The following is a 26,139-nucleotide window of genomic DNA, read 5'->3' on the forward strand; positions in this document are numbered from 1 at the left end:
TCTGCGCAAAGGCACACTTGTTCATCTGTCTTCAGAACTACCGATTCATTCGATTCATGACACCACCGTTGTGATTACGGTTCATCAAGCCATCGTCAAGGATACCATCACGGTTATTCGTATCTGTTCCGTTCGTTGGGAAGATGCGCTCCACCATCGATTGGAATGTATCGATCATGCCACTAACCGGCTTACCATTTCGAATATCTGTGGCATAGTTCTCCACATGCTCCACAAACTCCGGATTGGCTGATACATATACATTCTCGATGTTTGGTGCAAACTGCTTGATTTTGGCTGAAATCTTACCCTTTATCTCAGCTGATGTGTTATCGTCCGTGCTATCTACACGTTGTCCTTCACTTTTCATACCATAATGCCCATCGTCTGTCCCACGTGCTTTGCCGCTGTTTGTCAGACCACGCATCATGCCAACGGCGCCTGTGCCCATGGTTCCATAGATGCTGCGGTCATTCCCCATATGGCTGCGATCCGTTGCCGAATTTGTGTTCAGTCCTGGAGCAATTCCACTAGTGCTGTACGGAGACATTGTGCCCGTACCACCATTCACACGCATACCACCCATATCGTGATTCATGTTGCCTCCACGCATGGTATCACTGGCATGATTACGCATCGTTCCATTCAGCATGCTCGTACGACCATTGGACTTGCTTTCCAACTTGCCTGCATGACCATCTGCCAAACGAACAGCCACATAAGCATTACGATCCGTTAACATGACACGGGCGGATTTTACTTCCTTCATCTCCGTGATGCGTTTTGCCAGCTCTTCACTGGATTTCAGGTCAGTGACATTATGCATGCGATAACTTTTCGCACGGATGCCATCCATTCCATTTGTTTCCACACCATAACGGTTAATGCCGTTGGCTTGCTGACGAGCACTTTGCGTATGCATATTGTTGGTATCCCGATTCGTGCCACAACCTGTCAAACCGGCCATTACAAAGATTGCAGTAGATAATGATAACGTAATAGCTGTTGCCTTTTTGACTGCTGGCATGTACTCATCCTCCAATGTTTGTTGGTTTTGGTCACAAAGATAGGATGCGCTTCTGTACGTACCGATATGCTGAAAGGATATGGTACCTTACCCTGTAAATTTGGGTTTTCTTGTTTTGTTCTTGGGCTTGCTTATTGATCTTTGGTTTTGATCAGTGGACCGAGTTTCTTCGCTATTTAAAATAAAAAAACAGTGCTGCTTGTTCGCAGCACTGCCTCGAAATAATATTTGCATCTCAACACAATAACATCACTTATCTTGCGCCATGCTCATTTCCCGTCTGTGAGGTGGAAGTCGTTTCGTCATTTGCAGAACTCGATGACTCTTCCGAAGAAGTTGTGGATGCTTTAATTGTATCCGGGAATTTCTCTGCTTCCGTCAGACTCGCTGCATCCATGGCATATGCCCATTGACCATCCGGCGTAATGACCCAGATCTGATCCGGTTCGGATGGCACCGTAATTCCTCGATACACATCTCGAGCTTGTTGCCCATTGACCGTCTGTTCAACAGACAGGGTGAATCGTGGAACGGAATTCTTTAGCTCGGATGCTTTACGCACATCATCTGCTGTCGACAGGTTTTTGATTTTGCCGATAAGAGATTTGGCATCTGTGGCTTCAATCGTTTTTCCATTCAGTGTCCAAGTCTGCTCTGCCGCATCGTTCTTCGATGTCGATGTTAACATCCAGGTAGCTGCTTCACCTTCCCACTCCAGAGACCCAACATTTGTCTCATCCATGTTAAAAGGTGTAGTGTCCAACAAATCACGACGAGACAAAGCTATGCTGGTAATCGCCTCTGTCTGCACGGCAACCACAGGACCCGAATCCACACGCACATAACGTGCATCATCTGCTGGAAGCTGGCCGCCAACCGCCAGTTTGATCTCCCGATTATCTTTGAGTTTGATATCCATACGTGTAGCATCTGTTCCCAATCCGTACTTATCCAGATCCGTCGGCGCTTCTTCCACTACCAGTTCCTGATTCGCACCACTCAGAGCATCTAACCAACTACTAACACTGTAACCGTTCAGAGGATAGGCTTTTGGCTCAACCATCTGCCATACACCATTTTCAAGCGTCAGGGTTGAAGATGCTGCTGTACCGGATGTCTCCTCCGTTGTGTCATGAATTGTAATAGATTGGATAACCCCGGATTGAATACCGAGCAATTTGGCTTGTACCGCTTCTTCTTCTCGAAAATAATTTTGACTGGCTGCGTACACCCAGCCCACAATCAGTACGATGACCAACAGAATCGTTGGGACCCATTTTCTCATACGCGTCTGCGCCTCCACCATAAGAGTACACCAATGATAACAAAGAGAAGTGGGAATGCTACTATAGCCACGAAGAAAATCGTTCTGGCCTGTTCGCCATTCAGGTATGCCATCTCATACCCGGCTTGTACCCGTGGGCGAATCGTCAATCCATTTTCTTTCTCACTCAGATAGTTTACCGTATTCAAAATAAAGTCCCGATTGCCACCATTCGCAATTTCCGAATCCTGCATGAAAATGGACGAGCCCAGAATAACCGCCTTCGGTTTGCCATCCTTCGTATCGGCTGCATACCCTAGTTCCACTGGACCCTGAATGTCCTCTTCGACATCATTGGTTGTTTCATTCTGCAGTAAACCGCCGATGTTCGTCTCCCCATAACTGTCATTCGAAGAATGCATTAAAGGTGAAAGGGTATATTTATCCTGTTCTTTGCTGGTCAACGCAATCGACAACGACAACATCGGATACAATTGGCTTGTATCAAGTTTGTCCGTAATTGCATGTGTACCATACTCCGGCACCACCCAGAGTGGCCCCATCGTACTGGCTTGCTGATTATCCACCATGACTGCATGCTCATCAACGACGCCATAATCAGCCATCAGAGCATCGATGTTTTTCCAACTGGATTTCATATCTTCTACAAATCCGAGGGATAATAACAGCTTGCCTCCATTACTCAGATATGTGCGAATGGCTTTCATTTCCGTATCACTGAGATCACGTTGCGGACCAATAATGGCGAGCACATCTGCATCTTCTGGAACCTTACCAGCTTGATTCAGTTGCAACTCTTCCGTCTGCACATTATTTTGTTCCAAGGAGGATTGCAGCGTGGTCATCTGAGCGAGACTCAACTCTTCATGTCCAGTCAAAAAGACCATTTTGTGAATCTCGGTCGATGACATATTCATGAGCGCCTGCGTAAGCTTTTCCTCACCTGTGAACTGATACGATCCGTCACTACCGTCACCTGTCGCGGTGAACAAACTGGCGATATCAATCACTTTGTGTTGATCTCCCTGCTCCAGCACTATGGAGCTGCCTGTTATGCCGTATTTGGATGCAAGCGCAGGTTCCTGCGTCAGATTATACTGTTTTATTTTCAACTTGCTATTACGTTTCGTATATTCCTCGACCATATCCGTGACCTCACGGTTCAGGACGGTGTTGTTGGCATTTTCGACGGTTAACACCAAAATGTTGACGTCATCCTTCACATTTTTGATCGCAGTAAGAGACTGGTCAGATAACGTGTATTGTTTGTTCGAGGTCAGATCCAGCTGGAAGCCGCCAAGTGAATTCAGGAACAGTGTTAGCAAAATAAAGATGCCAATCACCGCTACAGACAGCACGGTACTGTTGGTATGACTTAACCATTTTTTCATCTTCTCACCTCCACCGCTTCCGTTCCACAATTTGAATGCTTAACAGCAGAAACACACCCGAAAGGGTGACATAATACAAGATATCCGGCCCACTAAGCACACCTTTCATGAAGCTGTCGAACCGGTTAGTCAGGGCAAACGGGTCAAGCCACTGTTGCAAAGCAGAACCTGTATTGCCTGCAAATGAATCAAGCATCCACAAAACGAGCAAAATAATAAAACCCGCCACCGCAGACACCATCTGATGCTGGGATAATGTAGAAGCGAACAGTCCAATCGCCATCATGCTTCCGCCCAGGAAAAATAACCCCAGCGCAGACATCCATACGGTCGTCATATCCAATGTCCCATAGAACGACATGATGAATGGGTACACCAGACTACACAGGATGAGCACAACCAGAATGGCCAGAGAAGCAAGATATTTGCCAAAAATAATTTCTGTTACTCGTGCCGGAGAAGTCAGCAACAATTCATCCGTTCCTTGTCTGAATTCCTCTGCAACCAGTCGCATCGTTAACAATGGCACAACAAACAGCAGCATGGACAACGTATCGCCCAACACGAGACGATAATCGACAATACTCGGCTGGTAATACACAAAGCTTGAATAGAACAGCAAACTGGTCATCAGTACATATACGGCAAAAGCAAAATAGGACGTTGGTGACAGAAAATAAGCTTGCAGCTCTTTATTACATACCGCCATCATTCGTCTCATTTGGAGTCCTCCCCTTTGTGAGCTTGGGGCGAAGTATCGGCTGCTGAACTAACTGATGTTCCCGATATACTCGACGAGTCGATGTCCGAAGTTACGTCGTGATCCATCTCTGCCCCAGCAACCTTATCCACATCTGCCGAATTTGCGTCTGTGTCTGTTGCCTCGGTTGTGGTCAGCTTCAGGAAGATTTGCTCCAGACTCAGGTTCTCCTTCTTCATCTCCAGTATCGGTAATCCTGCACCTGACAAAAGGTAGAACAGCTCCTCACGGAAATCTTCCGAGTTTTCTCCAGTGAGCAACATTTTAACCGTATCCGCTGAATCTGAAGTAAGTGAAGTATCTTTGCTGGTATTCACATCCGATGCTTGAATGACTTCACTCCGCACCTTCTCCCATGGTGTCAGCACATTATGTAATTGCTCCGCAGTGGCCTTCACTTCAATCGATACCTTGAACTGATCCCCCATTGCTGATCCGAAATGCTGAGGTGAACCATCCAACACGAGCTGTCCCTGATTGATGATCAACATTCGATTACAGAGCGTGCTCACTTCAGGCAAAATATGCGTACTGAGCAGCACCGTATGGTTCTCGCCCAATTCTCGGATTAAATCCCGGATCTCGATAATCTGGTTTGGATCAAGGCCCGATGTTGGCTCATCCAGGACCAGCAGATCCGGCTTGTGAATAATGGCTCCTGCCAGCCCGAGGCGTTGCTTATATCCTTTGGATAACCCACGTACCATTTGTCTTTCCCGACCCTGAAGTCCCAGTCTGCTAACCATCTCACTGACCCGCAGCTTAACCTCACGTGCCGGGACATCTCGCAAATTGGCTACGAATTTAAGATAGGACTGCACCGTCATATCCGGATAGAGCGGCGGCGTTTCAGGCAGATACCCAATCTTGGAACGAACACGCTGACCCTGCTCATGCACCGATACCCCATCCACCATAATGGAACCCGCGGTTGGATGCACATAGCCCGTAATCATACGCATCGTTGTTGTTTTTCCGGCACCATTGGGTCCGAGAAAGCCAACAATCTCACCACGTTCCATGGTGAAATCCAGTTGATGTACGCCGCGTTGCCCTTCGTAAACTTTGCTGACCTGTTTCACTTCGAGCACATCATTCATCCTTTCCCGTTAAAATACCCGTGCAGCATCGTTCGTTATATAAATCCAACTGAAAATGTTACACTTACACTCCGATGACAGAATAACCTTCCGATCACTGTTATCCCCAGATTTTTTTGATTCCTTCTCAGAAGGAAAAATCCGGGGATAAAGGCGAACGCTTCGCTTCTTCAAGTTATTTCTGCCCTCTCCGTAATCGTGTAAATGTTACATTGAACTTATGTAATAGATGATGGGCACGGGAAGTTCCTTGTATATTACGGGAGCTATCCTAGCCTCAGCTTAATGACACTTAAAAGACAGCTTAAAAATATTTGTCCAAAATGTGAACATTCTGATCAACACCCACACCCTGCGCTTAAAGCCAACGTAACATAGAGTACAGGAGAATGTGCTCCTGACCAAAAGTCAGAGGGTGAATCGTGTGAAAGTATTATTCACGTTTTATGTTCCGAGCGGTGGCGTGGATACGTTAAATCGACTGCGCACCGCTGTTCTGAAACGCCATGGCATTGAAGCGCACCTATTGTATCTCAACACAGGCTCGGGATTGCAGAACAACAGTGATACGCCCATTTTCACAGCGTCCAGTGACGAGGATATCCATCATATCATCCATACTCATCATTATGATGCCATCATTGCCACTTCAGACATCGCTATGCCCGGCCGCTTGAGAGGGCTTGGTTATACCGGGCGAATTATTTTTGAAGCGCAGGGACTCGGAACACGCGATCAGGCTCTGGAAACGATACAGATGGGTGTCCCTTACCTTCAAGCCCATTGCGATGCTGCCGTTATACCTCCCACAGATCACTTGCTGGATATGTTCATTCATATCTGTCCCTGGCTTCATCGGTTTGTTATTCCCAATATGCTGGATACCGACACCTTCGCACCAATCTTGGTGGATACCCCACCCTATCCGGTGCTGGCTTGGGTAGGACGACTTGAACACAACAAAAACTGGCGTGAATATCTAATCATATCAAGTGAAATCGTCAAAAAAAATCCAAAAGTCAGACTATGGTTGTTCCACGATCCAACTTTGGCTAATCCAGAAGATGAAGTCATGTTCCGGCACATGCTGGCAGAATACGGGCTTGAGGATCGGATTGGGATCTTCATCAATGTTCCTCATTCTCAGATGCCTGCATACTATTCCATGATCGCTGCTTCAGGAGGTATCATGTTGTCCACTTCCCTGCTTGAAGGATTTGGTTATGCCGTCGCTGAAGCCATCTCTTGTGGCTGCCCGGTGCTCAGCACGGATTCGGATGGTGTGCGTTCATTTATCACACATAATAAGACTGGTAAGTTTTATCCAATTGGAAATGTAGAGGCCGCTGTAGCCGAAGCAAGGGACCTCATGAAAAACAAGAAACTGCGTGAGTATATTCGCATTCAGGGCAGACAGCATATGAGCTTGTCTTTTTCACCAGATCGATATGCCATTTCTTTCCGAGAAATGATGACAGCACTGCGAATTTTCCATTGAGCATAGCAAAAAAGGCAGTTCAGAAAAATTTCTCTGAACTGCCTTAGTATGGTTTTTATAGAATGTTAGTGTCCCATCATCATCGCAGGATCAGGCTTGTCGCCATTCTGAAGTTCTTCTTCCTGCATCGGCTTAGGTTTGCGCAGAATCAGACTGAGCAAACATCCGAACAATGCAATACAAGCGGCCAGGAAGAACGTATCATTGAAACCAGCCACCAAACCATGAACGATAGCGGTCGGCTCTGTACTCGTTGTATTGTCTGCGATTCTTGATGTAAGGAAGCCTGTAAGCCCTGCAACTGCAAAGGACACGACCACTTGCTGTGCAGCGGCCGTGAGCGGTGTAACCCGTCCGACCAACTTACGCGGAGCAGCATTCAATACATGCGTATTGAGTGGCATCATGGACAAGCCCATACCCAGACCCATCATGACCAGAGCCGTTATAATCAGGCCAAGACCTGTCTCTGCCGTGATAGAGGACAGAATAAACAATGCTCCCGAGATAATACCCAGACCCACGAAGGCCAGAGGTCTAGCACCGATTTTATCAAACAACCGACCACCAAGCGGCATACCCACTCCGGAAGCCAACGCCTGTGGCAGCAGAATCAATCCAGTTTCCAGTGCAGTGTATCCTTTGATCTGCTGCAAATAAAGCGGGATCAGGATCATCGCACCGAACAGCGCCACTTGAGACACCCATGCGAGAATAATTCCCCGTGAGAAATCAGATGATTTGAATACCCGGAGTTCGAGCAATGGATTTTGATGACGAAGCTCTACAATAATGAACAGAATGAGCGCTACACCACCCACAATGACACCCGTCAAGGTTGTTGCAGATGTCCAGCTCGTTCCCCCCTCACTCACACCGTAAGCCAGCATCGAGAACGCAATTGGCGCCAGAATCATGCCGAGCAGATCCAGTGCAGGTGTGCGTCCACGATCTGTATCAGGCAAAAACTTGATACATAGAATGAAAGCTGCAATACCAATGGGCAAGTTAATCAGGAAGATCCAGTGCCAGCTTAGTGATTCAATAAACCACCCGGACAACACCGGACCCAATGCAGGGGCAAGCAGCATCGGAATTCCCAGCATCCCCATGATGGAACCTCTTCGCTCAGGAGGAGCCAGACGAAAGACCATTGCCATACCAATAGGAGCAACCATGCCTCCACCAAGGCCTTGAATGATACGGTAAATGATTAATTGCTCAGGTGATTGAGCGATCGAGCATAACACTGAACCCAAGGTAAACATGGCAATGGTGAACAGGAATACTCTTTTGGCACCAAAACGGTCCGTTAACCAGCCTGCCAGTGGAATAACTGCAGACAAAGCCAAGGTGTAACCCGTAACCGTCCATTGGATCGTTTTAAGATCCGTCTCAAAATATTGAACCAGATTGGGAATGGCCACGTTCACCACCGTGCTGTCCAGTATAACCATGATCATACCTACGATAATAGCCAGGAGTGGCAGTATAATCGTTTTGATTGAAAACTCTGCGGGCTCCTGAAGTCCTGCTGTTTGTTCTTTCACGTTCTCCACACTCTTTTCCGGCAGGAGATCGCAGGCGTATTCATGCGTCTCACTCAGCCTATATTGACGACTAAATTCAAACTATCGTTTTAAACTTTCGTTTAATACTGATCTAATTCTAATGAAAATACCTTTGCTGTCAAGCTATTTTTTTAAGCATTTCTACTATGGATGCTCACAAAAAAATGGAACAGGCACCTTCCCTGCTCCACACGTTGGTTAATCATGACTATGCAATGATGTCCATATCAATCTGCAAGCTTCATCATCTGATATTCTGACAGTATGCCCAATGTCTGACCGTGAATACTTCTGCAATATATTCGAATAACCAGATGATTCGGTGAAGAACTGTTGCTGATAACCCTCAGTTCATAAGGCTCGGATGTGACATCCAGATTATGAATGACCTGATTACCGCCCGCCCCCCCTGAATTTGACGTTAGGTGAAAAAGGTGCCGGTACAGTTCTCCGTGAATACTGGCTCCACCAACATATACATCCGTCCCTTCCTCGCCGCCCACATAGGCCAACTCCACATCCATGTACTTGACGGGAACAAATGTCTGTAACAGATTCTCATGAATCTCAAGTAAATATACCGCCACTGTAGATCCCTCCTTCGGAGCACATGAACCTTCCTGTACATAGGATATGCTTCCTCTCGTCCATTGCCATTTGCATTCACCCATTTTCGACCAATTACACGGAAATGCCCGACCTTCCGGTCCTCTTTTTTCATAGAATAAAAGGATCGAAGCTCGGCCGGTGCAGGCCGTGACAAGGAGGTAGCTATGAAGGTTCTGCTCGTTACGTATTGGGAGCTTACACATATGGGAGGCATATGGACATATGTTAAACAACTGGCCGACAGGTTAATCGCACTTGGTGTAGAGGTTGATATCATGGGCACAAATGGTGCCAATAACGAAGTATATGTTCGTAATCTCAACCGCGCTTTCTCCAAGGATAAGGTGTGGCCCATGCTGCAAGCCAAACTCAATCCGACTGATCTGCCACAATTCACTGCCGATCCTCTTCTCGCTTATTATGAACTGAATAGATATGCCTTCGAGATGGCGGCCGCTTATCTGGGGGTGGACCATTATGACGTTATTCATGCTCAAGATCCGGTAGCTGCGGTAGCCATAAAACGCATCTTGAACCGCAATATCCCACTGGTTACAAGCTATCATGGCGCTCTTGCACGCGAAGCCTTTTACGATGCTCAAAATTCCAACCCACAGCTTACTCTCCCTTCATATTTGCAATCCAAGCGTGGACGTTATTTTCTCTCATTGGAAGAGCGAAGCGCAGCACAGTCCGAGCTCATTCTCGTGTCAAGCCACTGGATCAAGAGTACGCTTACAGAGTTTGCCGTTCCTGAATCAAAGTTCAGACAGATTCCCTATGCTATAGATCTCCCAGCCTACCGCGCCTCAGCAGCTGTGAAGTTCCGCCAGCGACCACCTGCGGGCAAGAAAGTCATTGCCTTTACCGGACGACTTGAATACATCAAGGGCGTTCATGTGTTAATCAAGGCCTTAGCCAGTCTGAAAAACAAACGTTCCGATTGGGTCTGCTGGATCGCAGGAGAAGGCAATCTAACCGATGAATTGCGGTCACAGGCCGCGTCAACGGGTATTGGAGCCGATGTTGTGTTCTGGGGCAAGTTGGACAATATTCCTTCCTTCCTGCGCCATGCAGATATCTATGTCCAGCCCAGCCTGCAGGACACCCAGCCGTTCTCCGTTACCGAAGCGCAACTGGCGGGTGTACCTGTTATCGTCAGTGGCACAGCCGGCATGCCCGAGATGGTTGAACCTGGACGTACGGGATGGGTTGTTCCTCCGCAGGATGTCGACTCGCTCCGTGAACTGTTGGATGCACTACTTGAGGATGATGTTACCCGAAGAACAGTGGGGGCGGCGGCGAAAGCTTGGGCTGAACAAAATCGTTCACTGGAAGTGATGGGATTTCGTACATTTCAAGTCTACCAAGAAGCCATCTACAGAGGAGGACATACAATATGACGTTACTTGTACCAAGTGATCTATACAATCGCTGGTTTTCGACTCCAGTTTCCACACCTCACATCGACGTGGATTACGCTGTAATGAATGAATTGATGAATAAGCTGCCTAAAGGATATATATTTCCCGATCCTGCATCCATGGCGATCATGAATTCAAAAGATTGAGTTGTCCAATGATATGCCGTCTTCATATAACATGCCGAAATATCAAACAAGGGGTGTCCCATCTGTCATATGAATGACTGAGGACACCCCTTGCTCGCTTCAAATGTGTTCTAACGGACCGAGAACACGCTATTACAGATCGTTTTAATCTGTCGCCAACTTGGAATACATATTCAGATCACTGAACGTTTCGCCTGCCCTCTCGTATGCTCTGAGGGTGCCTTCGTATGTGAAATTGAGCTTTTGCAATAGCTTGATAGAATTCACATTATCGGGGTCAACCTTTGCCTCAATACGATTCAGCTTCATAGTCGAGAATGCATGAGCTAATAAAGAAGAGATCGCTTCCGTAGCATATCCTTTCCCCCATTGTGATCTGGCAATGTCATACCCGATTTCTGCTTTGAGATTGTCAAAATCCAGTGAATTATAACCACAGGAACCTATGATTTCGTTGGACTCTTGCACAAGGATAGAGAACCGAATGGCCTTGTTTTCCTGAGCAAGATCATTCAGAAGATTAATCATGGCTATAGCTTGATTTTCATCCGTAAAATGAGTGATATTCATAAATCTAGTTACATCCGGATCAGACCAAATTTTAAACAAGCTGGCCGCATCCGATACGTTCATTTTTCGCAAATATAACCGTTCTGTGTGTAACTCTGTAATCAATACTCTTACCTCCATTAGTTTATTAATAGTTGGGTTTAAGATATTGATATCTGCGCATAGTCCAGTCCCTTCTTTTCTCAACTTATAATCATTATATTAAAAAACCACAGGATGCTACCACTTTTTCACCAAAAAGAGAGCCCTCCCTTATAGCAATCAAAAATTGAAAAATAAGTGAATAACAAAAAAGGTAGGTCCCTAACATGACAAGGAACCTACCTTTCTAACAACAATTATATGTTTCCTCATTTTTTTAAAAATTTTTTTCTAAATTTGTACTTTATAATTCTTCAATACGAATGACTCTATCAAAGTAAGTGAGTATATTGGTATTATGCGTAACAACCACAATTGTTTTTCCCTTCCTATTTAATTCTTTTAGATGTTCTAATATATATTTTTCGTTCTGCTCATCTAAACTTGCAGTTGGCTCATCAGCAAGAATCAGATCACTATCTTGCAGTATAAGTCTTATAATGGCAATTCTTTGTTGTTCCCCTCCACTTAGCTGATACACCATCTTTTTTTTAAGTGTGGTGAGTGCAAATTCATCCAGATAACGATCAATCAACTCATTCTTGGCCTTTTTGTTCATCTTCTTATATTCCAGAGCCAAACTCAGATTCCAAAGCACAGTTTCATCATCCACCAAACCATAATTCTGAAATAAATACCCTATCCTCTTTCTCCTCAGCATCATTGCTTCTTTGGAATGAATTTTAGGGTTCTGATGCCCAAATAGATGCAAGTTTCCTTCGTCTTTACTCGTAATCAAACCGATAATATTTAATAAAGTTGTTTTTCCTCTTCCGCTTTCACCTGTAATGGCGACCATTTCACCTGTATTTATGGTTAGATTCATCCCAGATAGTATGGCTGAACCTTCATAACTTTTTCCAATATTAACAAGCTCAATTTCATGCATCATGATCCTCCCCGTAATATTTTATGAATATTTCTCACAATAACCAACCTATACAGGATAAATAAAATAATAATGTCTACCAATAAAATTAATAAATATACTATTAAATTAAATGGGATGAAGAAATTCAAAAACGTAGCAGATAACAAAATGAGTGTAATTAGAAAGCGTGATCTCAGTATTCTAAAATCACTAAATCCCAAACCATACTTGTTAGCCAGATTTTTTCTATTGAACATTACATCAATGTAATTAGAAATATAAATAACAAAGACTAATGTAATTAAGAACAAAACAACAAATATAAAGGATTGTTGCATGTAAAATTCTGTAGAACTTATTTGACTTTGAAAAGGTGTAATCAATGAACCTTCAATAATTAGGTTCGATAAATTGAAGTTTTTGACTTGAGTCGAAAATTCTTCTCTGCTGTCTGCTTTGATAATGATGTTTCCTTGATTTAATTGGTCATAATAGTATAGCTCATCAAATTCTCCCTGATCCAAGATTATAATTGGGTCTTCAATCTCTTCCCCTGAAAGCTCTCCTCTGTCCCCTTTACCAAGTAATTCAGGTTTCAGGCCGTTTGCAATATATAGAATGTCCACTGACTTTATCAAATTAGAGTTGGCGTTCTCAATTTCATAATTTTCATTATAACTTAATAATGCATTGTATCTTTTTGTATAGTATTCAATGATTTCTTGTTCATGTCGCTTATGCTTTTCAGGCACCAGAATTGTTGGTACTTTGATACTCTTCATATTAATTGGTCTGCCCCGAGGGTCTAGAATATCAACAAAAGCATTTAAATAAGTATCATTCACAATGATATGATTTTCTCTGAAATCTGCCAAAACATTTTCTCGTGTAGTTCCTCTTCGTTCTAATAAACTAAAAGAGAGCTGAGATAATACATTGGAAAAATTGTGAACATATAATTGATCCGATTCCCTAAAATATTGCAATAGTTTTTTTACAGAACTCCCATAATGAACAAGCAGATCTTTATTCTGAAGAGCTTTCTCATACTCGTCTGAATTGTATCCAATGGACGTATAATAGTTTTCTAGATTTGAAAACTTATCATACGTATGTAGTGCCTCTTTGTATTTAACAAAATTTTGCGAAAAAATGGAGGCAGATACTGTGATTGATAAAATCAATATAATTTTCACAGCATATAAACTCAAATTTAATCGGCTAGAATATACTTTATTTTTTATCATTAAACTAATATCTATATATTTGAGGCTAACTTGGGTAATCAGTAGCATCATTAGATTTAAAATCCCAATAGTTAATAAGTAGAAAAACAACATGAAAAAGTAACGTGTCACAATATTATTGAGACTCAGGTAATAAACGATATGTACACCAAATATAATCGGAATAAGAATACTCTGTAGCAAAATAAGTTTTCTTACAGAAGTCATAACCATACGTAAAGATGAGAACCCTAGAACCTTTTTCACTGCATTCACCTTTACTCTTGTAAAGGTATAAATAAAAAAGATAAGTTGAGAAAGTATTAAAAGTATCCCAAAATTAATTGAATTAGATTGAAATATCTGCTGATATTCGATCATAGCTGAATCTGCTTTCAATGCGATTCCAATATCACTCGAGATATCGTTTAATATATCTTCATCGAGATTGGTGGAAAAGGCCCCATCACTATCTATGAACTCTTCTTCCGTTAATACATAATAATTGAATGTCTTATTAGATGAAGTTGAGTTCAATAAATTTAGATTTGCCAAATCGCTATGATATATTTCATAAATCATTTTGTTATCGTTAGATACAGGAGTTTTTATCAATTGAAATTTGCATTTGTTATCGATTTTACATTGCTCATTCAAACTCTTATATAATTTTCTCAGATTATCTCCGTTGTAATTTTCCACACTATAGGAACTTAACGAATCATCTCCAAGATGGTTGAGTTCAAAAATTGGATAGATTGTCTGATTAAATATAATTGATAATAATAATAGTTGACCTAATATGAAAATAAAAATTGCCCTTACCATGTTTTACCACCTTTAAGCAATCATTTATGAAACAAGAAGAATGGCATCCTTGATGCACCTAAGTATAATCAAACATTAACTATGTGGATTATTTACTACCGCCACCAGAAAGAAGCCGATAATCATAATAAGATGATTCATTACACCATAGACTTCTCTCAGCAGTTATATACGCTTTATCTGGAAGCCATCCTGACGTAGTTACACTCGAACATACCTTTACACTAGCTTTAACCTCATAGAATCTTCCATCATCTTTATTATTATCATAGATGTCAGAGAACACGCGGGTTCCTGTTTGACCCCCATCATACCATAAGTCTCCTCCTGCAACCGGTCCAGCAAATACAGTTACAGATGTTAATGCGAAGACTACTACCGCAAATAAAGCAGTCAGACCACGTTTGAAATTTTTCAATTTTTTACCTCCCCAAAATATGGATGCCATTCTTCTATAAGTAAAATACTAGTATACCATCAGATTACTGTCAGTATATTCCTAGTTAATATTTTTAATAAATTGATTTTTTTTACAAATGATACCGTAACTATTCTCCTGTATAATAATTCTAAATCAGTTTTCATATCTCGTAGTCGAAACAATTAACACTTACTCCTTCAACAAAAAAAGTACCCTTACCCAGTAATAGCATAAAGGTACTTTCTTCCCATTTGAACCTCTGAATCCACCAGTCGTGACTACTCTATTTCCAATATCCACCCACATACAGCAGATTAAGCAAAATAGGTCTATGCGTCGCCTGAACCCGTTCCATCTCGGCAACCAGCTCCTTGAAATGGCGTTTGGTCCCCATGGACTCATGCAATCGGTAACACATCAGAGGTTCATTGTAGTAGAACAGCTCATACATTGGAAACAGCCTCATCCACATCTCATAGTCATGGGTGTAGCGAAAATCAGTGTCGAACAATCCGAACCGCTCAAATGCTTCCATCTCTAACATGACAGTACAGCCGTTGATCGGACAACCTTCCAGCAGTACCTGCAACATCTCCAGACGACTTCCCACTTCCGGATGCACCGTATCCAACCATTCACTCTTCTCATTCACATAATGGTAGGCACCATGGCAGAATGAAGCCTTGACCTCTCGCATAAACTTTAGTTGTTTCTCCACCCGATCCAGCAGCATCACATCATCTGAGCTGAGCCAAACAAAGTAATCCCCTGTTGCCTGCTTGATGCCCTCATTTAATGCTGTCGCGGTTCCACCGTTTTCTTTGCGAATATAGCGGATGGAATCCATGAATGGCTGTAGCCGCTCCACGTGCTCGGTTGACCCATCATCCACCACGATGACCTCGATATGCGGATACGTCTGGTGAATGGCACTGTGAACAGCCTGCTCGATATAAGCACAATTGTAAAAAGGAATGACGATCGATACTTTTGGCTCCATTCGGGCCTTCCCCTCCTCTTACTGTCTTAGGTGAAATCTGCGCAAAGAGGGCGTTAATCAGCCATCTTTTGGCTTTCTTAACTGCCCTCCCTAAGCTACCCGCCAAGCGTCGCTATTCGCTGCAACAGCGGTTCCCGATATCTGGACCATACCATGGATGCCTCTCTGCCGATGACATCCGCATGACGTACCGATCCCATTCCCCCATGCCACCGATAGGCAGTAAGTGGTTCATTCAGGTATGGGAACCGATGACCGTTTAGCAAAATCCGCATCCAGAGATCCAGATCATGGGTGTAGGGCAGAAGCTCATCAAACAATCCCACTCCGCTGAACAGATCCTTGCGGATCATGACAGTACAACCGTTGACCGGATTGCTGTTAACGAACACTCGCAGCCAATCCAGATCGGCCATCGGTTCAGGCCCACCATGCATTCTGGTAACTGCCGAATGCTCGTTGATATAATGAAAGTTCGTATGGGAGACGAGCACATTCTCGCGTTGCATAAACTCCAGCTGATAACGAATTTTATCCGGGTACAGATAATCATCCGAACTGAGCCAGGCCACATAATCACCAGAAGCATGGCGGATGCCATGATTAAGTGCCGAAGCCGTCCCGCCATTGCTTTTGCCAAGCACATTAATATAAGGAAGATAGGGTTGAAGCAACTCTGCATGCCGGGTTGAACCGTCATTCACAACAACGATCTCCACATGGGGATACGTCTGGTTCAGTGCACTATGAATTGCCTGAGGCACATAAGGGCAGTTGTAGAATGGAATGACAATGGATACTCTTGGATTCAACTTGTCGTCCTCCCTTGCTGGACACGAACATCACTCAGGATATCCTGAAGTGATGTGGCAAATGGAATCATCGGCTGCCAGCCAAGCTTGCGCAGCAGTGATAATTCCTCCTGTTTCCCCGAACCATCCGGACCAGAAGATGCCCCATCCCAGCGAACAGGGACTTCCGCTTCTGTCATGGACAACAGCAGATCTGCAATTTCACCAAGACTGCGCTCGACTCCGGACACCACCGGGTATACTGTACCGCTGGACCCGTGTACCAGGAGGGTCGCATATGCTCTGACGGCATCCCGCACATCCAGAAAGTCACGCGTATTGTCCCGTCCGGACAGACGGAATGCCTCGGTTTTGCCTGCCTGCTCACAAGCAACAACATGGCGTGCAAGCAGTGAACAGATGCCTGTGGAAGGACCCGCACCAATCAGATTGCCTGGCTCCGCCAGCATGATCTGTTGTCCGAAGAGCGACATCCACGACAAGGACACCATCTCTTCCAGCGCTTTACTGAGGCTGTATGGATGCGGAGGCTGGGGAATCTGGCCAGGTTCCGGCGTATATTTTAACCGCGATCCTACAATAACGGTTCGTGCTGTCGGACAACTGCGAAGCGCATCCAGCAGATACAGCACGGCCATCACATTGGTCTCCAGGACCAGTAGCGGATCAGACCACGAATCAGGCACTGAATTTTTGCCAGCGAGATGCAGCACATAGTCGGGCTGCACCTCGCCGATCAGATGACGCACTTGCTGTTTATCATTCAGATCACAGACATGGACCTGAGTACCTTTACCAAATGAAAACACATTCGGCCTCCGGACTACCGCCGCAACCACTGCACCAACTTCCCGAAAATAAGATACGGCATGTCGCCCGGTAAAACCGGATGCGCCTGTAATCAGCACTTTCTTGCCTCTCAGCTCTGCTCCATCCATAATGCCAACTCCTTCAGCATTGTAGAATAATCCGGCAGGTCTGTTTTCACATCCTCGCGAGTGGACACCAGCGTACGGTCCTGCACGACACTGTCATCACGAACAATCGTCACATCCTGCTTATCCCAGGTCTGCTTGAACAATACAAGCAGGTCATGCTTGCTGACAGGTGCCGGATGAGCTAGGTGAATCAGACCACTAACCGATGAGGCCAGGTAATGGTCTACCCATTTGGCCAGCTCAAGTGTGGTCACACCGTTCCAGAATACGCGGGTATACCCTCCGACTTCACCTGTGCTGGACATAAACCACTGCATCAGACCAATGCCGCCCTGGCGAATCTCGGGTCCAATGATGGACGTACGGATCGTCAGATGACCTTCATCCTGAACTTCACCTAGGGCTTTGGTGATGGCGTAAGCTGAAGTCCCATCCGTAACATCATCTTCCCGATATGCTCCCCGTTCTCCGCTGAACACACAGTCTGTGCTGATATGAATCAGGCGTGCACCAATCGTATCTGCAACCCGACGCAGACGATGTGGCAGGAAACCGTTAATATGATATGCAGTAATTTTGTCCTCATCTGCGAAGTTGTTCAACACACCTACAGCATTAATAATCACATCCGGGTGCACAGCTTCTACCAATCGATCAACCATGAAGCTGTCGTTCACATCCAGGAGCAGACCATTGGGGTCCGTTACATCCCGAGATGTGTAGAAGACGCTGTGTACACCTTGACGGCGGAAATAGTCGACCAGAATATGGCCGGCCATTCCGTTTCCACCAAGTATCAGCAGTTTCATGACAGGAATCCTCCGCGTTTCAGAATTTCACGAATCTCCTCTTTGCTCATGAGTTGGTGTTCAGAACTGAAACTGTTAAAGGAGACCGGGGGACAATTGGTATAATGTTCACGCAGACCCGGTATACCCAGGGTAGGAAGAATAACCAGGTACTGCTCATCGTAGACAACGGTGGTCATGCTCTCGAATTCACTCATCAATATTTCATGGATTTTCTCCCCTGGACGAATGCCACGTTCCACAATGCTCACATTCTCCACACCGGAATCCTCAATCAGCACTTCCGCGAGATCAACGATTTTGCAGGTAGGCATCGTCATGACAAAGATCTCTCCGCCGACACTTTCCACCGAAGCTTTGAACAGCAAGGTAATTGCATCCTTCAGCGTAAGAAAAAATCGAGTCATACTCATATCCGTGATGGAGACCTGCCCTTTCTGGCGGATCTGATTCTTGAACAGATGTACCACACTGCCGTTTGTTCCCAGTACATTCCCACCCCGTACCGTAACAAATTTGGTATCACTGTGTAACAAGTTTGCATACACAATTAATTTCTCGCCGATCGCTTTTGTCATGCCATAGAAGTTGGACGGATTGGCAGCCTTGTCAGTTGAGATATAGATTACTTTTTCCACCTTGTTCTCAATAGCGGCCTCGATCACGTTCTGTGTACCAATCACATTGGTTTTGAGTGCTTCGTACGGTTGGTCTTCACACACCGGAACATGCTTGAGCGCAGCCAGATGAAATACATAGTCCACATGCTGGCAAGCCGCCGTCAAGGCGTCCTTGTCACGAATATCTCCAATCCGGAAATGAAGACGCGGGTCTTCAAATTCACGACTCATAGCCACTTGGCTGGACTCGTTCCGGGAATATACAATAATTTCTTTGGGCTGCTGGGGCAGTAGTTGAGCCACAAGTTCATAACCCCATGATCCCGTACCGCCAGTCACGAGTATACGCTTATTTTCAAACATGCATTTTCCCTCCAAGCAGAAATTTAACCACTTTACTGGATACATCTGTGGCTTTGTAACCTTGCGGGCAATCCCAGTCGCTAGACATCTTTGTCATGACTTTCACGCAATCAGCGATGCGCGCGGCATCCAGACCGGAGACTACATTACTGCCGCAATCGACCGTTTCCGGCCGCTCGGTAGTTCGACGCATCGTTACGGTCGGCACGCCCATAATGCAACACTCCTCCTGCACGGTACCGCTATCCGTAAGTGCACAGCGTGCATGACGTTCAAGCATTACAAAGTCGAAGAATCCAAACGGCTCGTGAAACTCCACCAGCGGGTTCATCTCCAGTTGCAGATGCTCCGCAATCCGGATCGCGGTACGCGGATGAATACTGCAGATCACACGCAACCCGTGTTCCTCCGCGACCTGATTCAGTCCTTTCATAATCTCCAGCAAATGAGGGGCATGATCCACATTCTCGGCTCGATGGGCAGTAACCAGGAAGTATTGCCCGGACTTCAGCTTGAGCTTTTTGAGTATTTTGCTGGAACTTACTTGCGCGTCGTAGTGCTGCATGACTTCATAGATGGGATTGCCCGTGAGCACGATGCGCCTGCTTGGTACTCCTTCGCTGACCAAATGTTTCTTGCTCTGTTCCGTGTAAGGCATATTAACGGTGGAGATGGCATCAATAACCTTACGATTTTTCTCTTCAGGCACATCCAGGTCGAAGCAACGATTGCCTGCTTCCATATGAATAACAGGAACACCCATGCGCTCAGCCAATACTGCACATAATGCGCTATTGGTATCGCCGAGCAGCAGCAATTTATCGGGCTTCTCCTGCAATATCAGATCTTCCATCTGCGTAAACATCGAGGATAGCTGTCGTCCCAGAGTGGCCGCTTCATCCTGAAGAACGTAATCCGGTGCGCGCAGGCCCATTTCCTTGAAAAAGAGACCGCTGAGACTTTCCGTGAAGTTCTGTCCCGTGTGCACCAGAATATGTTTGGACGCATACTGGTCCAGCTTGGAGATGATCAGGCTGAGCCGTATGATCTCAGGTCTCGTACCCAGCACCGTCATGATCTTCATCGTGATCCCTGCCTTCATCTTGTATTGGAACCCTTGCGCCCTGCTCGGCTACGTCCTGCCTTGGCAGATTTGCGTCTGCGACTAGCCGATTTCCCCATATGTGGACGCGGTCCCTTCGTTGTACGGAGTCTCCCCTTACGTTTGCCAGTTCCGGAAGTACGTTTCAGTCCCTCACGGTCTCGGCGAGAATGAGGTGCAAGTGGCTTGCGACGACGCTTCCGTGTTTTGCCCCTCCGTGGAATCAGCTTTGCAGCTGGGACAGTACCTGAGGCAACAGGAGCATCGTGACCCAATGCGATTGGAGGTAATGAAGAATGTGGCAACGCCTGGATGACGGTCAGCGGGAATAACAGTGCCCGAACCGTAGCCGGCTCCAGAACCAGTACAGTGCGTAGTCCGCCCTCTCCATGGGCATACACAGGTCCATTCGGAGGTTGGATATAAGCAAACCATCCGGGAAAACGCAATAACCACTGTGTCACCATCGTATGCAATTTTGTTCGGTAGGTTTCAACGCCGTAGAGCCTTTCCGCTTCTGTCCGATTGCGCCATCCTGTAGTGGAGGCCAGCTCTGCATCATTCAGCAAGGTTGTTGCCAAGGTGACAAGCGCTTCGGTATCGCCCGGCGGGGCCAGAAATGCATCACTACCTACAGATTCCATTAATTCCTTCAGTCCACCCTGAGCAAAAGCGATGACCGGTTTGGCAAAATAGAGACCCTCCAGTGCGGTCATGCCAAATCCTTCTTTGACCATGCTTGGGATGACCAGGATATCCATCGCGGTATATGCCAGAGATACGTTCTCTTCAAACGTAGTGAAGGTAAACCGGCGTGAATACCCGGATTTTTTCACCCGTGATACACACTCGTCGTAATACTTTTTATCCGATGGTGCCCCGATGATCCAGAAGCGACAACGCGAATGCGTTTCACAGATCCTCAAGGCCATATCCACAAAAGGTTTCAACCCTTTGGCATCATATATAAATGAAGAAATATAACCGATACAGGTCTGTGATGATTTGAAACCGAGCTCCTTACGCTTGCGTTCGCGCAGATGAACCCAGCGGTCCGGGGCTGGTAGCGCGGGTTCCCAAGTTGGGGAGATAATGGTCACTTTGTCACCTATGCCGGCTTCTTGGAATGGGGCTACAGCTGTCTCGGATATACCGATAATCCAATCCGCGTAACGGCCAATCATCTGGATCGCCTCGGTTGTATGTTCATTCGTATGAATGATCTCGGTAATCTTCCAGATGACCGGAATCTGCAGGGACTTTGCCGCTACAGCCGGCAGCACATTAACGCAGGTGTTCGTTAACACCATATCGGGAGCAGTCTCCCGTATGAGGGAGACCGCTTCCTGATAAGCTGGTGTATGGCGAAGATGCTCCGCATCATCTGCAATGCCCAAGTAAGGTGTGTACACACCGTGAAGCATCGGCAGAGTGCATATTTTGACCTGAATGCCGAATCTTCGCGCAAGCCCCGCAAGCTTCCCCTCCTGAGGGGCTACGAGCACACATTCAAAGATCGCACCGATCTCTCTCATAAAATGAAGCAGCAGCTTCTCGGCGCCTGTAATGCTGCGAGTATTACACACATGTGAAAATAACATCAGCTTTGGTTTCGTTGCCATGGCCGCACGGACCCTGTACACGGATATCCGATACAGGGTACTGTGCACACCTCCTCCCGGCCAGAATTAAGGGAATATGATGGTTAACATTTCATTAATTCTTTTGCCATACGTGTGGTCTTTCAGTGTACGTTCGAGTCCACGAAGTGCAATCTCACGGCGTTCCTTTTCATGAGTAAGATAATATTCCACTTTGTCGAGTAACTCCTGCGGCGAGGAATATGTCTCAATCTCCACACCCGGTTTGTAGAAACGCGCAATGTCATCCCGGGCGTCGGTCAGCTGCAGCGTCGTGGACGCGGCAATTTCAAACGTTCTAGGGTTCGGTGAGGCTGGCGGGATTTTGAGGTGATTATTATTAACGGAATCATCTTCGTGGGATCGATGCAGGTTGATGACAATTTTGGTGCCATTGTACACATCATTGGTCTCCGGCGGACTCATCCAGCGACCAAGTTCAATCTTCTCGCCATAGGCAGTGTAGTCAGGCAGGCGATCCCACCAGATTCCGTTAAATACCGTATTGTGTGACATCAACTGAGGCATGATCGGATTGAAGAAGTATACCCGGTTCCAGTAGGCCGAGCCGATAAAGCTGACATCCCGTTTTAACGGGGAAGGGGTTGTAATTGGAAAGTAATGATTAGTGAATGCGGCAAAAGGGAGGTAGTGTACTGACGCGCAGCCGATTTGTCGATATAGATCGATACAGTTCAGTTCCAGCGTGAAGACATGGTCAAAATGTGTCACAATATCCAGCGTCATATCTGTATAGTACGGGTCATCCGTCAGCCAGATCGCCGTTTGAATGCCCGCTTGGCGAATCGCATCGATATGCTCGATGGGGATATCCATTCCATCCAGCACCAGCACAAGATCAGGACGCGTCTGCAGCGCAATTTCAGAAACCGGTTGACGCGGATCAGAGAGGGTTACTTGAGCTACCATACCCTGTAACGTGGCCATAATGGCCTCATCCAACGGGGAATAAGGGAAGCCTTTACCCGAGGATACATACAGCACATGAAGCTGTCGGAAAGGCAACGGTTCCTGTGCACAATTCACAATATAGTTGGCGCGACCGCGCAGATATCCTTCTTCCTTACCTGCGTCATATCCGGCATGTTGCCCATTTTTGCGCGCTTGATCAGCCAGGCTCAGTACGGGTGCATGAACCTTTTTGGTTTTACGGTGTTTGAGAGACATACCGCCACTCCTTTATTTTTTGGGATAGGGTTCTTGTTGATGCTGCACTTCAGACGGGGATTACAAATATTCCAGCAACTGACCGATCCGGCGAGTGAATGTATGCTGGTTCATCGTGGTGAGAAGTCCACGCCACGCCATCGCCTGTCGTTCTTCTTCATGCTTCAGATAATAGTGGATCTTGCGCTGAAGTTCCGCTGCGTTGGTGAACGTCTCGATGTCATATCCCGGCTTATAATAACGGGGTAAATCAGCACGTGCATCCGTAATCTGCATTGTGCCGCATGCGCTAATCTCATACGTGCGTGGATTAATCGAGTGACCTTCCAGATGATGTGTGTTGCGATTGTCTTCCCCATTCTCGCAAGTCCGGTGAATGTTAATGACAATCTTGGCGCCATTGTAATAATCTACTGTCTCTCCAGGAGCAATCCATCCTTCGTGGATGAAACGGCCTAGTACATCAAAGCGTGCCAATCGGTTCCACTGGCTACCCGCAATGAATACCTTTTTGTCCGCAAGAAAAGGGGCCAGCTCATCAAACAAGGCAATCCGGTTCCAGAATCCGGTACCGATAAAACAAATGTCGTGCTGATGCTGCGGTGCCGCACGCCGCGGTTGAAACATGCCTGGATTCACCGCGAGTGGCATATAGATGACCTGGTTCGCTCCATGTCCCAGATAGAAGGGTACGGCGGCCTCTTCATGCGTGAACACGACATCATAGTGCTGGCAAAGGGACGTTGTATCTTCGGTGAAATACGGATCATCCACAAACCACACGGCAGTTCGGATACCGAGTGCACGTATGCCATTCACCTGCTCTACATGATCTGCGGGAAATACATGCAGACCATTCATAACGAGCACAACATCGGGCCGATGCTGACTGGCTTCCTGCAACATCGCTGCTGGCGATCCAACAACGCATTCACGTACAGATTGCTGCAGAGCCAAGGTGACACCTTCATCGATGGCATCGAATCCTTGCGGGATATATAACACCTTCATGTCCCGCAGGGTCGGTTCAAACATCTGCACCCGCTCCATCATGGCTTGACAGCCGCCGAATCTGCGGCCTTCTGCATATCCGCCGCGGTAAGCCGTTTCCGCTTCGGTCAGCGGACGGTGCCTTCGTTTTGCCACATTCTTCACCCTGTCTTCCTTCAGGAGATCTCACTTCCAGACTCTCCCCGAGATTGGTCTTCCCTCTAAAGGATATGCCTCGGGGTCAGATGCATCATGGACGGGTGTCCTGCAAGGCGCAAAATTGGCGCATGCCCTCCACATCCGCCTGTACGGGCATGTCCGCTTTTGCGGCGATGCAAATAGCCCGGAGGGATCTGTCCCCCGGGCTAACTGCTAGACAGGTATCATTCGATGCAGGAATAATCGTGTCTACTCGGTTACTGTGCTTTGTACGCCAGCTGATGTCCGTCCTCGAATCCCTTGGCGAAACCCGCGTTGAATCCCTCGTTGTACGCCTCGTTGTATCCCTGGCTGTACGCACCGTCCGGGTTCGGATCGGTAGGGGTAGCCGGGACGACTGGTTGTACGGGCTTTGGACTCCGGTGCCGCCGTACCGCACGTTTCTTTTTTTTGAGCCACGCACTGCGTCCTTTAAGTGGGCGTTTGTGAAGAACACGTTTGGCTCTGAGCGCACGCAGTTTGCGAATTTTGCGCAGACGGGCTCCACGGATTAACAAAGCTCTTTTGGTTCTCAGTCGTATTTTCTTCTTCTTTAACATGTCAACATTCCTCCTGTATGTCCCGAACGATACGAATTGCACACCCGGGGTCTTTGAGCCACGGCAAGCCAGGCTCCCCATGCTGGATTCGGGCCAGCCTGATTCCCGTAACCATACGAGACATTTCTTCCTGATAGCGACTCAGCAAACGAATGTTCTCGGCCAGACTGCGGGCGGATACTTCCGAATGAGCGGTTACACTGGCTACACTGTCCAGAATGCGTGCCAGCGCCTGCTGACTGTGTGCAATGGATTCGATAAGCGCCAGTTTGGCTTCCTGCTCACGCCGCATCAGACTCATTTTCCCATGTCTCCCAGATCCATGCCGCCAAACATGCCGCCGTCCATACCGCCGCCATCTTCGCTATCGTTCTGTACCATCACCGCTTTGAGATTGTTGCACAGTCCAGTCTCCATCCGGGTTAAACCTTCCAGCAATTCCACCAGCTGATCATGCATTTTGAGCGGCTCGCCTACCTGATCCCCATGCGTCAGAAAGGTATCCCCATTCAAATGATTCAGCGTCCAGTTCCGTACCTTCTCGGCCTCAATCGCTTTTGCCTCCAGGATCAGGGCAATATTCCACTGCATTTTGGCTGCTGCGTCCAGCATCAGAATGAGGCTCTGTTCTCTACTCATGTTCCTTCACCCGCCTTCCGGGCTTATTCTTCTTCTTGAACCGCGATCTCCCGCATGACTTGGGTCAGCGTTTCGGCTACAGCCTCTTCCAGATCTGCAAGGCCCCCCAAGTAAGAGATAATGCTTTTGTTGATTTGCCCAGAGCTATCCAGCAGACCGTCAACGCCATCCAACTCCGGTTCGATATCTGGCAAATGATTGATGATTTCAGACATGCGTACAGCGACTTGGCGTTTGGCATCCAGCACACGTGCGATCTGCTGGTGAGAGTGTGCAATATGTGTGATGATTTCATCGATTTTGCTCTGCATGGTCCTCCTCCTTACCGTCACGGCCTGCTTCACCCATAGAAAAACCCGGCCTATCAGCATTTGCCTGTTACAGCATATGCCGGGCCGGGATCGTCAGTTAC

At 46.5% G+C, this 26,139-nt stretch carries 27 protein-coding genes; 3 read left to right on the plus strand and 24 right to left on the minus strand.

What is annotated here, in order from left to right; all coding sequences use genetic code 11:
* Nucleotides 1-37 precede the first annotated feature (37 nt).
* The 5 genes from AC4E8D_RS25050 to AC4E8D_RS25070 all read right to left on the minus strand — a co-directional run bounded on the left by AC4E8D_RS25050 (nucleotide 38) and on the right by AC4E8D_RS25070 (nucleotide 5,554).
* Nucleotides 38-1,027, minus strand: coding sequence for a YhcN/YlaJ family sporulation lipoprotein (locus tag AC4E8D_RS25050; RefSeq protein ID WP_237177821.1), 990 nt, complete (start codon nucleotides 1,025-1,027; stop codon nucleotides 38-40).
* A gap of 253 nt (nucleotides 1,028-1,280) precedes the next feature.
* Entirely contained in the window at nucleotides 1,281-2,312 is a 1,032-nt protein-coding gene (locus AC4E8D_RS25055; protein WP_490205358.1) for a DUF4340 domain-containing protein, read from the minus strand.
* Nucleotides 2,309-3,703 (minus strand): GldG family protein, encoded by a 1,395-nt coding sequence (locus tag AC4E8D_RS25060; protein ID WP_490205359.1) that lies wholly within the window; start codon nucleotides 3,701-3,703, stop codon nucleotides 2,309-2,311. The genes AC4E8D_RS25055 and AC4E8D_RS25060 overlap by 4 nt, the downstream gene beginning before the upstream one ends.
* Before the next feature lie 4 nt (nucleotides 3,704-3,707).
* On the minus strand, nucleotides 3,708-4,424 hold the full coding sequence (locus tag AC4E8D_RS25065; protein WP_017692528.1) for an ABC transporter permease subunit: 717 nt from the start codon (nucleotides 4,422-4,424) through the stop codon (nucleotides 3,708-3,710).
* Nucleotides 4,421-5,554, minus strand: a complete 1,134-nt coding sequence (locus AC4E8D_RS25070) for an ABC transporter ATP-binding protein (RefSeq protein WP_237177818.1) — start codon at nucleotides 5,552-5,554, stop codon at nucleotides 4,421-4,423. Before AC4E8D_RS25070 ends, AC4E8D_RS25065 begins: the two co-directional genes overlap by 4 nt.
* Before the next feature lie 433 nt (nucleotides 5,555-5,987).
* Between AC4E8D_RS25070 and AC4E8D_RS25075 the strand changes: the two genes are divergently transcribed.
* Entirely contained in the window at nucleotides 5,988-7,061 is a 1,074-nt protein-coding gene (locus tag AC4E8D_RS25075; RefSeq protein WP_490205360.1) for a glycosyltransferase family 4 protein, read from the plus strand.
* Nucleotides 7,062-7,126: 65 nt separating this feature from the next.
* On the opposite strand, the gene AC4E8D_RS25080 is transcribed toward AC4E8D_RS25075, so the two are convergent.
* Nucleotides 7,127-8,611, minus strand: coding sequence for a DHA2 family efflux MFS transporter permease subunit (locus tag AC4E8D_RS25080; RefSeq protein WP_339305504.1), 1,485 nt, complete (start codon nucleotides 8,609-8,611; stop codon nucleotides 7,127-7,129).
* A gap of 248 nt (nucleotides 8,612-8,859) precedes the next feature.
* On the minus strand, nucleotides 8,860-9,219 hold the full coding sequence (locus AC4E8D_RS25085; RefSeq protein ID WP_339305506.1) for a hypothetical protein: 360 nt from the start codon (nucleotides 9,217-9,219) through the stop codon (nucleotides 8,860-8,862).
* Between the two features lie 186 nt (nucleotides 9,220-9,405).
* Between AC4E8D_RS25085 and AC4E8D_RS25090 the strand changes: the two genes are divergently transcribed.
* On the plus strand, nucleotides 9,406-10,644 hold the full coding sequence (locus tag AC4E8D_RS25090) for a glycosyltransferase family 4 protein (protein ID WP_405130757.1): 1,239 nt from the start codon (nucleotides 9,406-9,408) through the stop codon (nucleotides 10,642-10,644).
* A complete protein-coding gene (locus AC4E8D_RS25095; RefSeq protein WP_405130759.1) occupies nucleotides 10,641-10,811 on the plus strand; it encodes a hypothetical protein in 171 nt (56 codons plus the stop codon). Before AC4E8D_RS25090 ends, AC4E8D_RS25095 begins: the two co-directional genes overlap by 4 nt.
* Before the next feature lie 144 nt (nucleotides 10,812-10,955).
* Here AC4E8D_RS25095 and AC4E8D_RS25100 read toward each other — a convergent pair whose 3' ends face one another.
* The 17 genes from AC4E8D_RS25100 to AC4E8D_RS25180 all read right to left on the minus strand — a co-directional run bounded on the left by AC4E8D_RS25100 (nucleotide 10,956) and on the right by AC4E8D_RS25180 (nucleotide 26,038).
* Entirely contained in the window at nucleotides 10,956-11,486 is a 531-nt protein-coding gene (locus tag AC4E8D_RS25100; RefSeq protein ID WP_490205361.1) for a GNAT family N-acetyltransferase, read from the minus strand.
* Between the two features lie 280 nt (nucleotides 11,487-11,766).
* Nucleotides 11,767-12,414, minus strand: coding sequence for a putative bacteriocin export ABC transporter (locus AC4E8D_RS25105; protein WP_405130761.1), 648 nt, complete (start codon nucleotides 12,412-12,414; stop codon nucleotides 11,767-11,769).
* Complete coding sequence (locus AC4E8D_RS25110) at nucleotides 12,411-14,447, minus strand: hypothetical protein (RefSeq protein WP_490205362.1); 2,037 nt, start codon at nucleotides 14,445-14,447, stop codon at nucleotides 12,411-12,413. Before AC4E8D_RS25110 ends, AC4E8D_RS25105 begins: the two co-directional genes overlap by 4 nt.
* 88 nt (nucleotides 14,448-14,535) lie before the next feature.
* On the minus strand, nucleotides 14,536-14,865 hold the full coding sequence (locus AC4E8D_RS25115) for a hypothetical protein (RefSeq protein ID WP_405130764.1): 330 nt from the start codon (nucleotides 14,863-14,865) through the stop codon (nucleotides 14,536-14,538).
* Nucleotides 14,866-15,151: 286 nt separating this feature from the next.
* Nucleotides 15,152-15,868, minus strand: coding sequence for a glycosyltransferase (locus AC4E8D_RS25120; protein ID WP_490205363.1), 717 nt, complete (start codon nucleotides 15,866-15,868; stop codon nucleotides 15,152-15,154).
* 95 nt (nucleotides 15,869-15,963) lie between these two features.
* Nucleotides 15,964-16,680 carry a glycosyltransferase gene (locus AC4E8D_RS25125; protein ID WP_221820936.1) on the minus strand — a complete coding sequence of 239 codons (717 nt, stop codon included), beginning with the start codon at nucleotides 16,678-16,680 and terminating at the stop codon, nucleotides 15,964-15,966.
* Nucleotides 16,677-17,618: an NAD-dependent epimerase/dehydratase family protein gene (locus AC4E8D_RS25130; protein ID WP_221820938.1), complete on the minus strand. Its 942-nt coding sequence runs from the start codon at nucleotides 17,616-17,618 to the stop codon at nucleotides 16,677-16,679. The genes AC4E8D_RS25125 and AC4E8D_RS25130 overlap by 4 nt, the downstream gene beginning before the upstream one ends.
* Nucleotides 17,600-18,427 (minus strand): dTDP-4-dehydrorhamnose reductase family protein, encoded by an 828-nt coding sequence (locus AC4E8D_RS25135; protein ID WP_036605842.1) that lies wholly within the window; start codon nucleotides 18,425-18,427, stop codon nucleotides 17,600-17,602. The genes AC4E8D_RS25130 and AC4E8D_RS25135 overlap by 19 nt, the downstream gene beginning before the upstream one ends.
* Nucleotides 18,424-19,410: a polysaccharide biosynthesis protein gene (locus tag AC4E8D_RS25140; RefSeq protein WP_221820943.1), complete on the minus strand. Its 987-nt coding sequence runs from the start codon at nucleotides 19,408-19,410 to the stop codon at nucleotides 18,424-18,426. Before AC4E8D_RS25140 ends, AC4E8D_RS25135 begins: the two co-directional genes overlap by 4 nt.
* Nucleotides 19,403-20,494, minus strand: coding sequence for a non-hydrolyzing UDP-N-acetylglucosamine 2-epimerase (wecB, locus tag AC4E8D_RS25145; protein WP_406881563.1), 1,092 nt, complete (start codon nucleotides 20,492-20,494; stop codon nucleotides 19,403-19,405). Before wecB ends, AC4E8D_RS25140 begins: the two co-directional genes overlap by 8 nt.
* Nucleotides 20,495-20,508: 14 nt before the next feature.
* Nucleotides 20,509-22,134, minus strand: a complete 1,626-nt coding sequence (locus AC4E8D_RS25150; RefSeq protein ID WP_221820945.1) for a glycosyltransferase family 4 protein — start codon at nucleotides 22,132-22,134, stop codon at nucleotides 20,509-20,511.
* 66 nt (nucleotides 22,135-22,200) lie between these two features.
* Entirely contained in the window at nucleotides 22,201-23,340 is a 1,140-nt protein-coding gene (locus AC4E8D_RS25155; RefSeq protein ID WP_091020900.1) for a CgeB family protein, read from the minus strand.
* 60 nt (nucleotides 23,341-23,400) lie between these two features.
* Entirely contained in the window at nucleotides 23,401-24,495 is a 1,095-nt protein-coding gene (locus tag AC4E8D_RS25160) for a CgeB family protein (RefSeq protein ID WP_211084627.1), read from the minus strand.
* Nucleotides 24,496-24,746: 251 nt separating this feature from the next.
* Entirely contained in the window at nucleotides 24,747-25,088 is a 342-nt protein-coding gene (locus AC4E8D_RS25165; RefSeq protein ID WP_051446920.1) for a FliH/SctL family protein, read from the minus strand.
* Between the two features lies 1 nt (nucleotide 25,089).
* Nucleotides 25,090-25,389, minus strand: a complete 300-nt coding sequence (locus AC4E8D_RS25170; protein ID WP_076211204.1) for a hypothetical protein — start codon at nucleotides 25,387-25,389, stop codon at nucleotides 25,090-25,092.
* Entirely contained in the window at nucleotides 25,386-25,727 is a 342-nt protein-coding gene (locus AC4E8D_RS25175) for an alpha-helical endospore appendage domain-containing protein (protein WP_017692510.1), read from the minus strand. The genes AC4E8D_RS25170 and AC4E8D_RS25175 overlap by 4 nt, the downstream gene beginning before the upstream one ends.
* Nucleotides 25,728-25,750: 23 nt before the next feature.
* The gene (locus tag AC4E8D_RS25180; protein WP_017692509.1) at nucleotides 25,751-26,038 is read right to left on the minus strand and encodes a hypothetical protein; all 288 of its coding nucleotides are present in this window, start codon (nucleotides 26,036-26,038) and stop codon (nucleotides 25,751-25,753) included.
* Between the last annotated feature and the right edge of the window lie 101 nt (nucleotides 26,039-26,139).

Source organism: Paenibacillus sp. SRL342 (genome assembly GCF_984798905.1).

Bases quoted from the DNA above. Each gene is read 5' to 3' on its own strand.
- AC4E8D_RS25050 (WP_237177821.1), bottom strand. From the start codon at position 1,027: ATGCCAGCAGTCAAAAAGGCAACAGCTATTACGTTATCATTATCTACT.
- AC4E8D_RS25055 (WP_490205358.1), bottom strand. From the start codon at position 2,312: ATGAGAAAATGGGTCCCAACGATTCTGTTGGTCATCGTACTGATTGTG.
- AC4E8D_RS25060 (WP_490205359.1), bottom strand. From the start codon at position 3,703: ATGAAAAAATGGTTAAGTCATACCAACAGTACCGTGCTGTCTGTAGCG.
- AC4E8D_RS25065 (WP_017692528.1), bottom strand. From the start codon at position 4,424: ATGAGACGAATGATGGCGGTATGTAATAAAGAGCTGCAAGCTTATTTT.
- AC4E8D_RS25090 (WP_405130757.1), top strand. From the start codon at position 9,406: ATGAAGGTTCTGCTCGTTACGTATTGGGAGCTTACACATATGGGAGGC.
- AC4E8D_RS25095 (WP_405130759.1), top strand. From the start codon at position 10,641: ATGACGTTACTTGTACCAAGTGATCTATACAATCGCTGGTTTTCGACT.
- AC4E8D_RS25105 (WP_405130761.1), bottom strand. From the start codon at position 12,414: ATGATGCATGAAATTGAGCTTGTTAATATTGGAAAAAGTTATGAAGGT.
- AC4E8D_RS25110 (WP_490205362.1), bottom strand. From the start codon at position 14,447: ATGGTAAGGGCAATTTTTATTTTCATATTAGGTCAACTATTATTATTA.
- AC4E8D_RS25120 (WP_490205363.1), bottom strand. From the start codon at position 15,868: ATGGAGCCAAAAGTATCGATCGTCATTCCTTTTTACAATTGTGCTTAT.
- AC4E8D_RS25130 (WP_221820938.1), bottom strand. From the start codon at position 17,618: ATGGATGGAGCAGAGCTGAGAGGCAAGAAAGTGCTGATTACAGGCGCA.
- AC4E8D_RS25135 (WP_036605842.1), bottom strand. From the start codon at position 18,427: ATGAAACTGCTGATACTTGGTGGAAACGGAATGGCCGGCCATATTCTG.
- AC4E8D_RS25140 (WP_221820943.1), bottom strand. From the start codon at position 19,410: ATGTTTGAAAATAAGCGTATACTCGTGACTGGCGGTACGGGATCATGG.
- wecB (WP_406881563.1), bottom strand. From the start codon at position 20,494: ATGAAGATCATGACGGTGCTGGGTACGAGACCTGAGATCATACGGCTC.
- AC4E8D_RS25150 (WP_221820945.1), bottom strand. From the start codon at position 22,134: ATGGCAACGAAACCAAAGCTGATGTTATTTTCACATGTGTGTAATACT.
- AC4E8D_RS25155 (WP_091020900.1), bottom strand. From the start codon at position 23,340: ATGTCTCTCAAACACCGTAAAACCAAAAAGGTTCATGCACCCGTACTG.
- AC4E8D_RS25165 (WP_051446920.1), bottom strand. From the start codon at position 25,088: ATGTTAAAGAAGAAGAAAATACGACTGAGAACCAAAAGAGCTTTGTTA.
- AC4E8D_RS25170 (WP_076211204.1), bottom strand. From the start codon at position 25,389: ATGAGTCTGATGCGGCGTGAGCAGGAAGCCAAACTGGCGCTTATCGAA.
- AC4E8D_RS25175 (WP_017692510.1), bottom strand. From the start codon at position 25,727: ATGAGTAGAGAACAGAGCCTCATTCTGATGCTGGACGCAGCAGCCAAA.
- AC4E8D_RS25180 (WP_017692509.1), bottom strand. From the start codon at position 26,038: ATGCAGAGCAAAATCGATGAAATCATCACACATATTGCACACTCTCAC.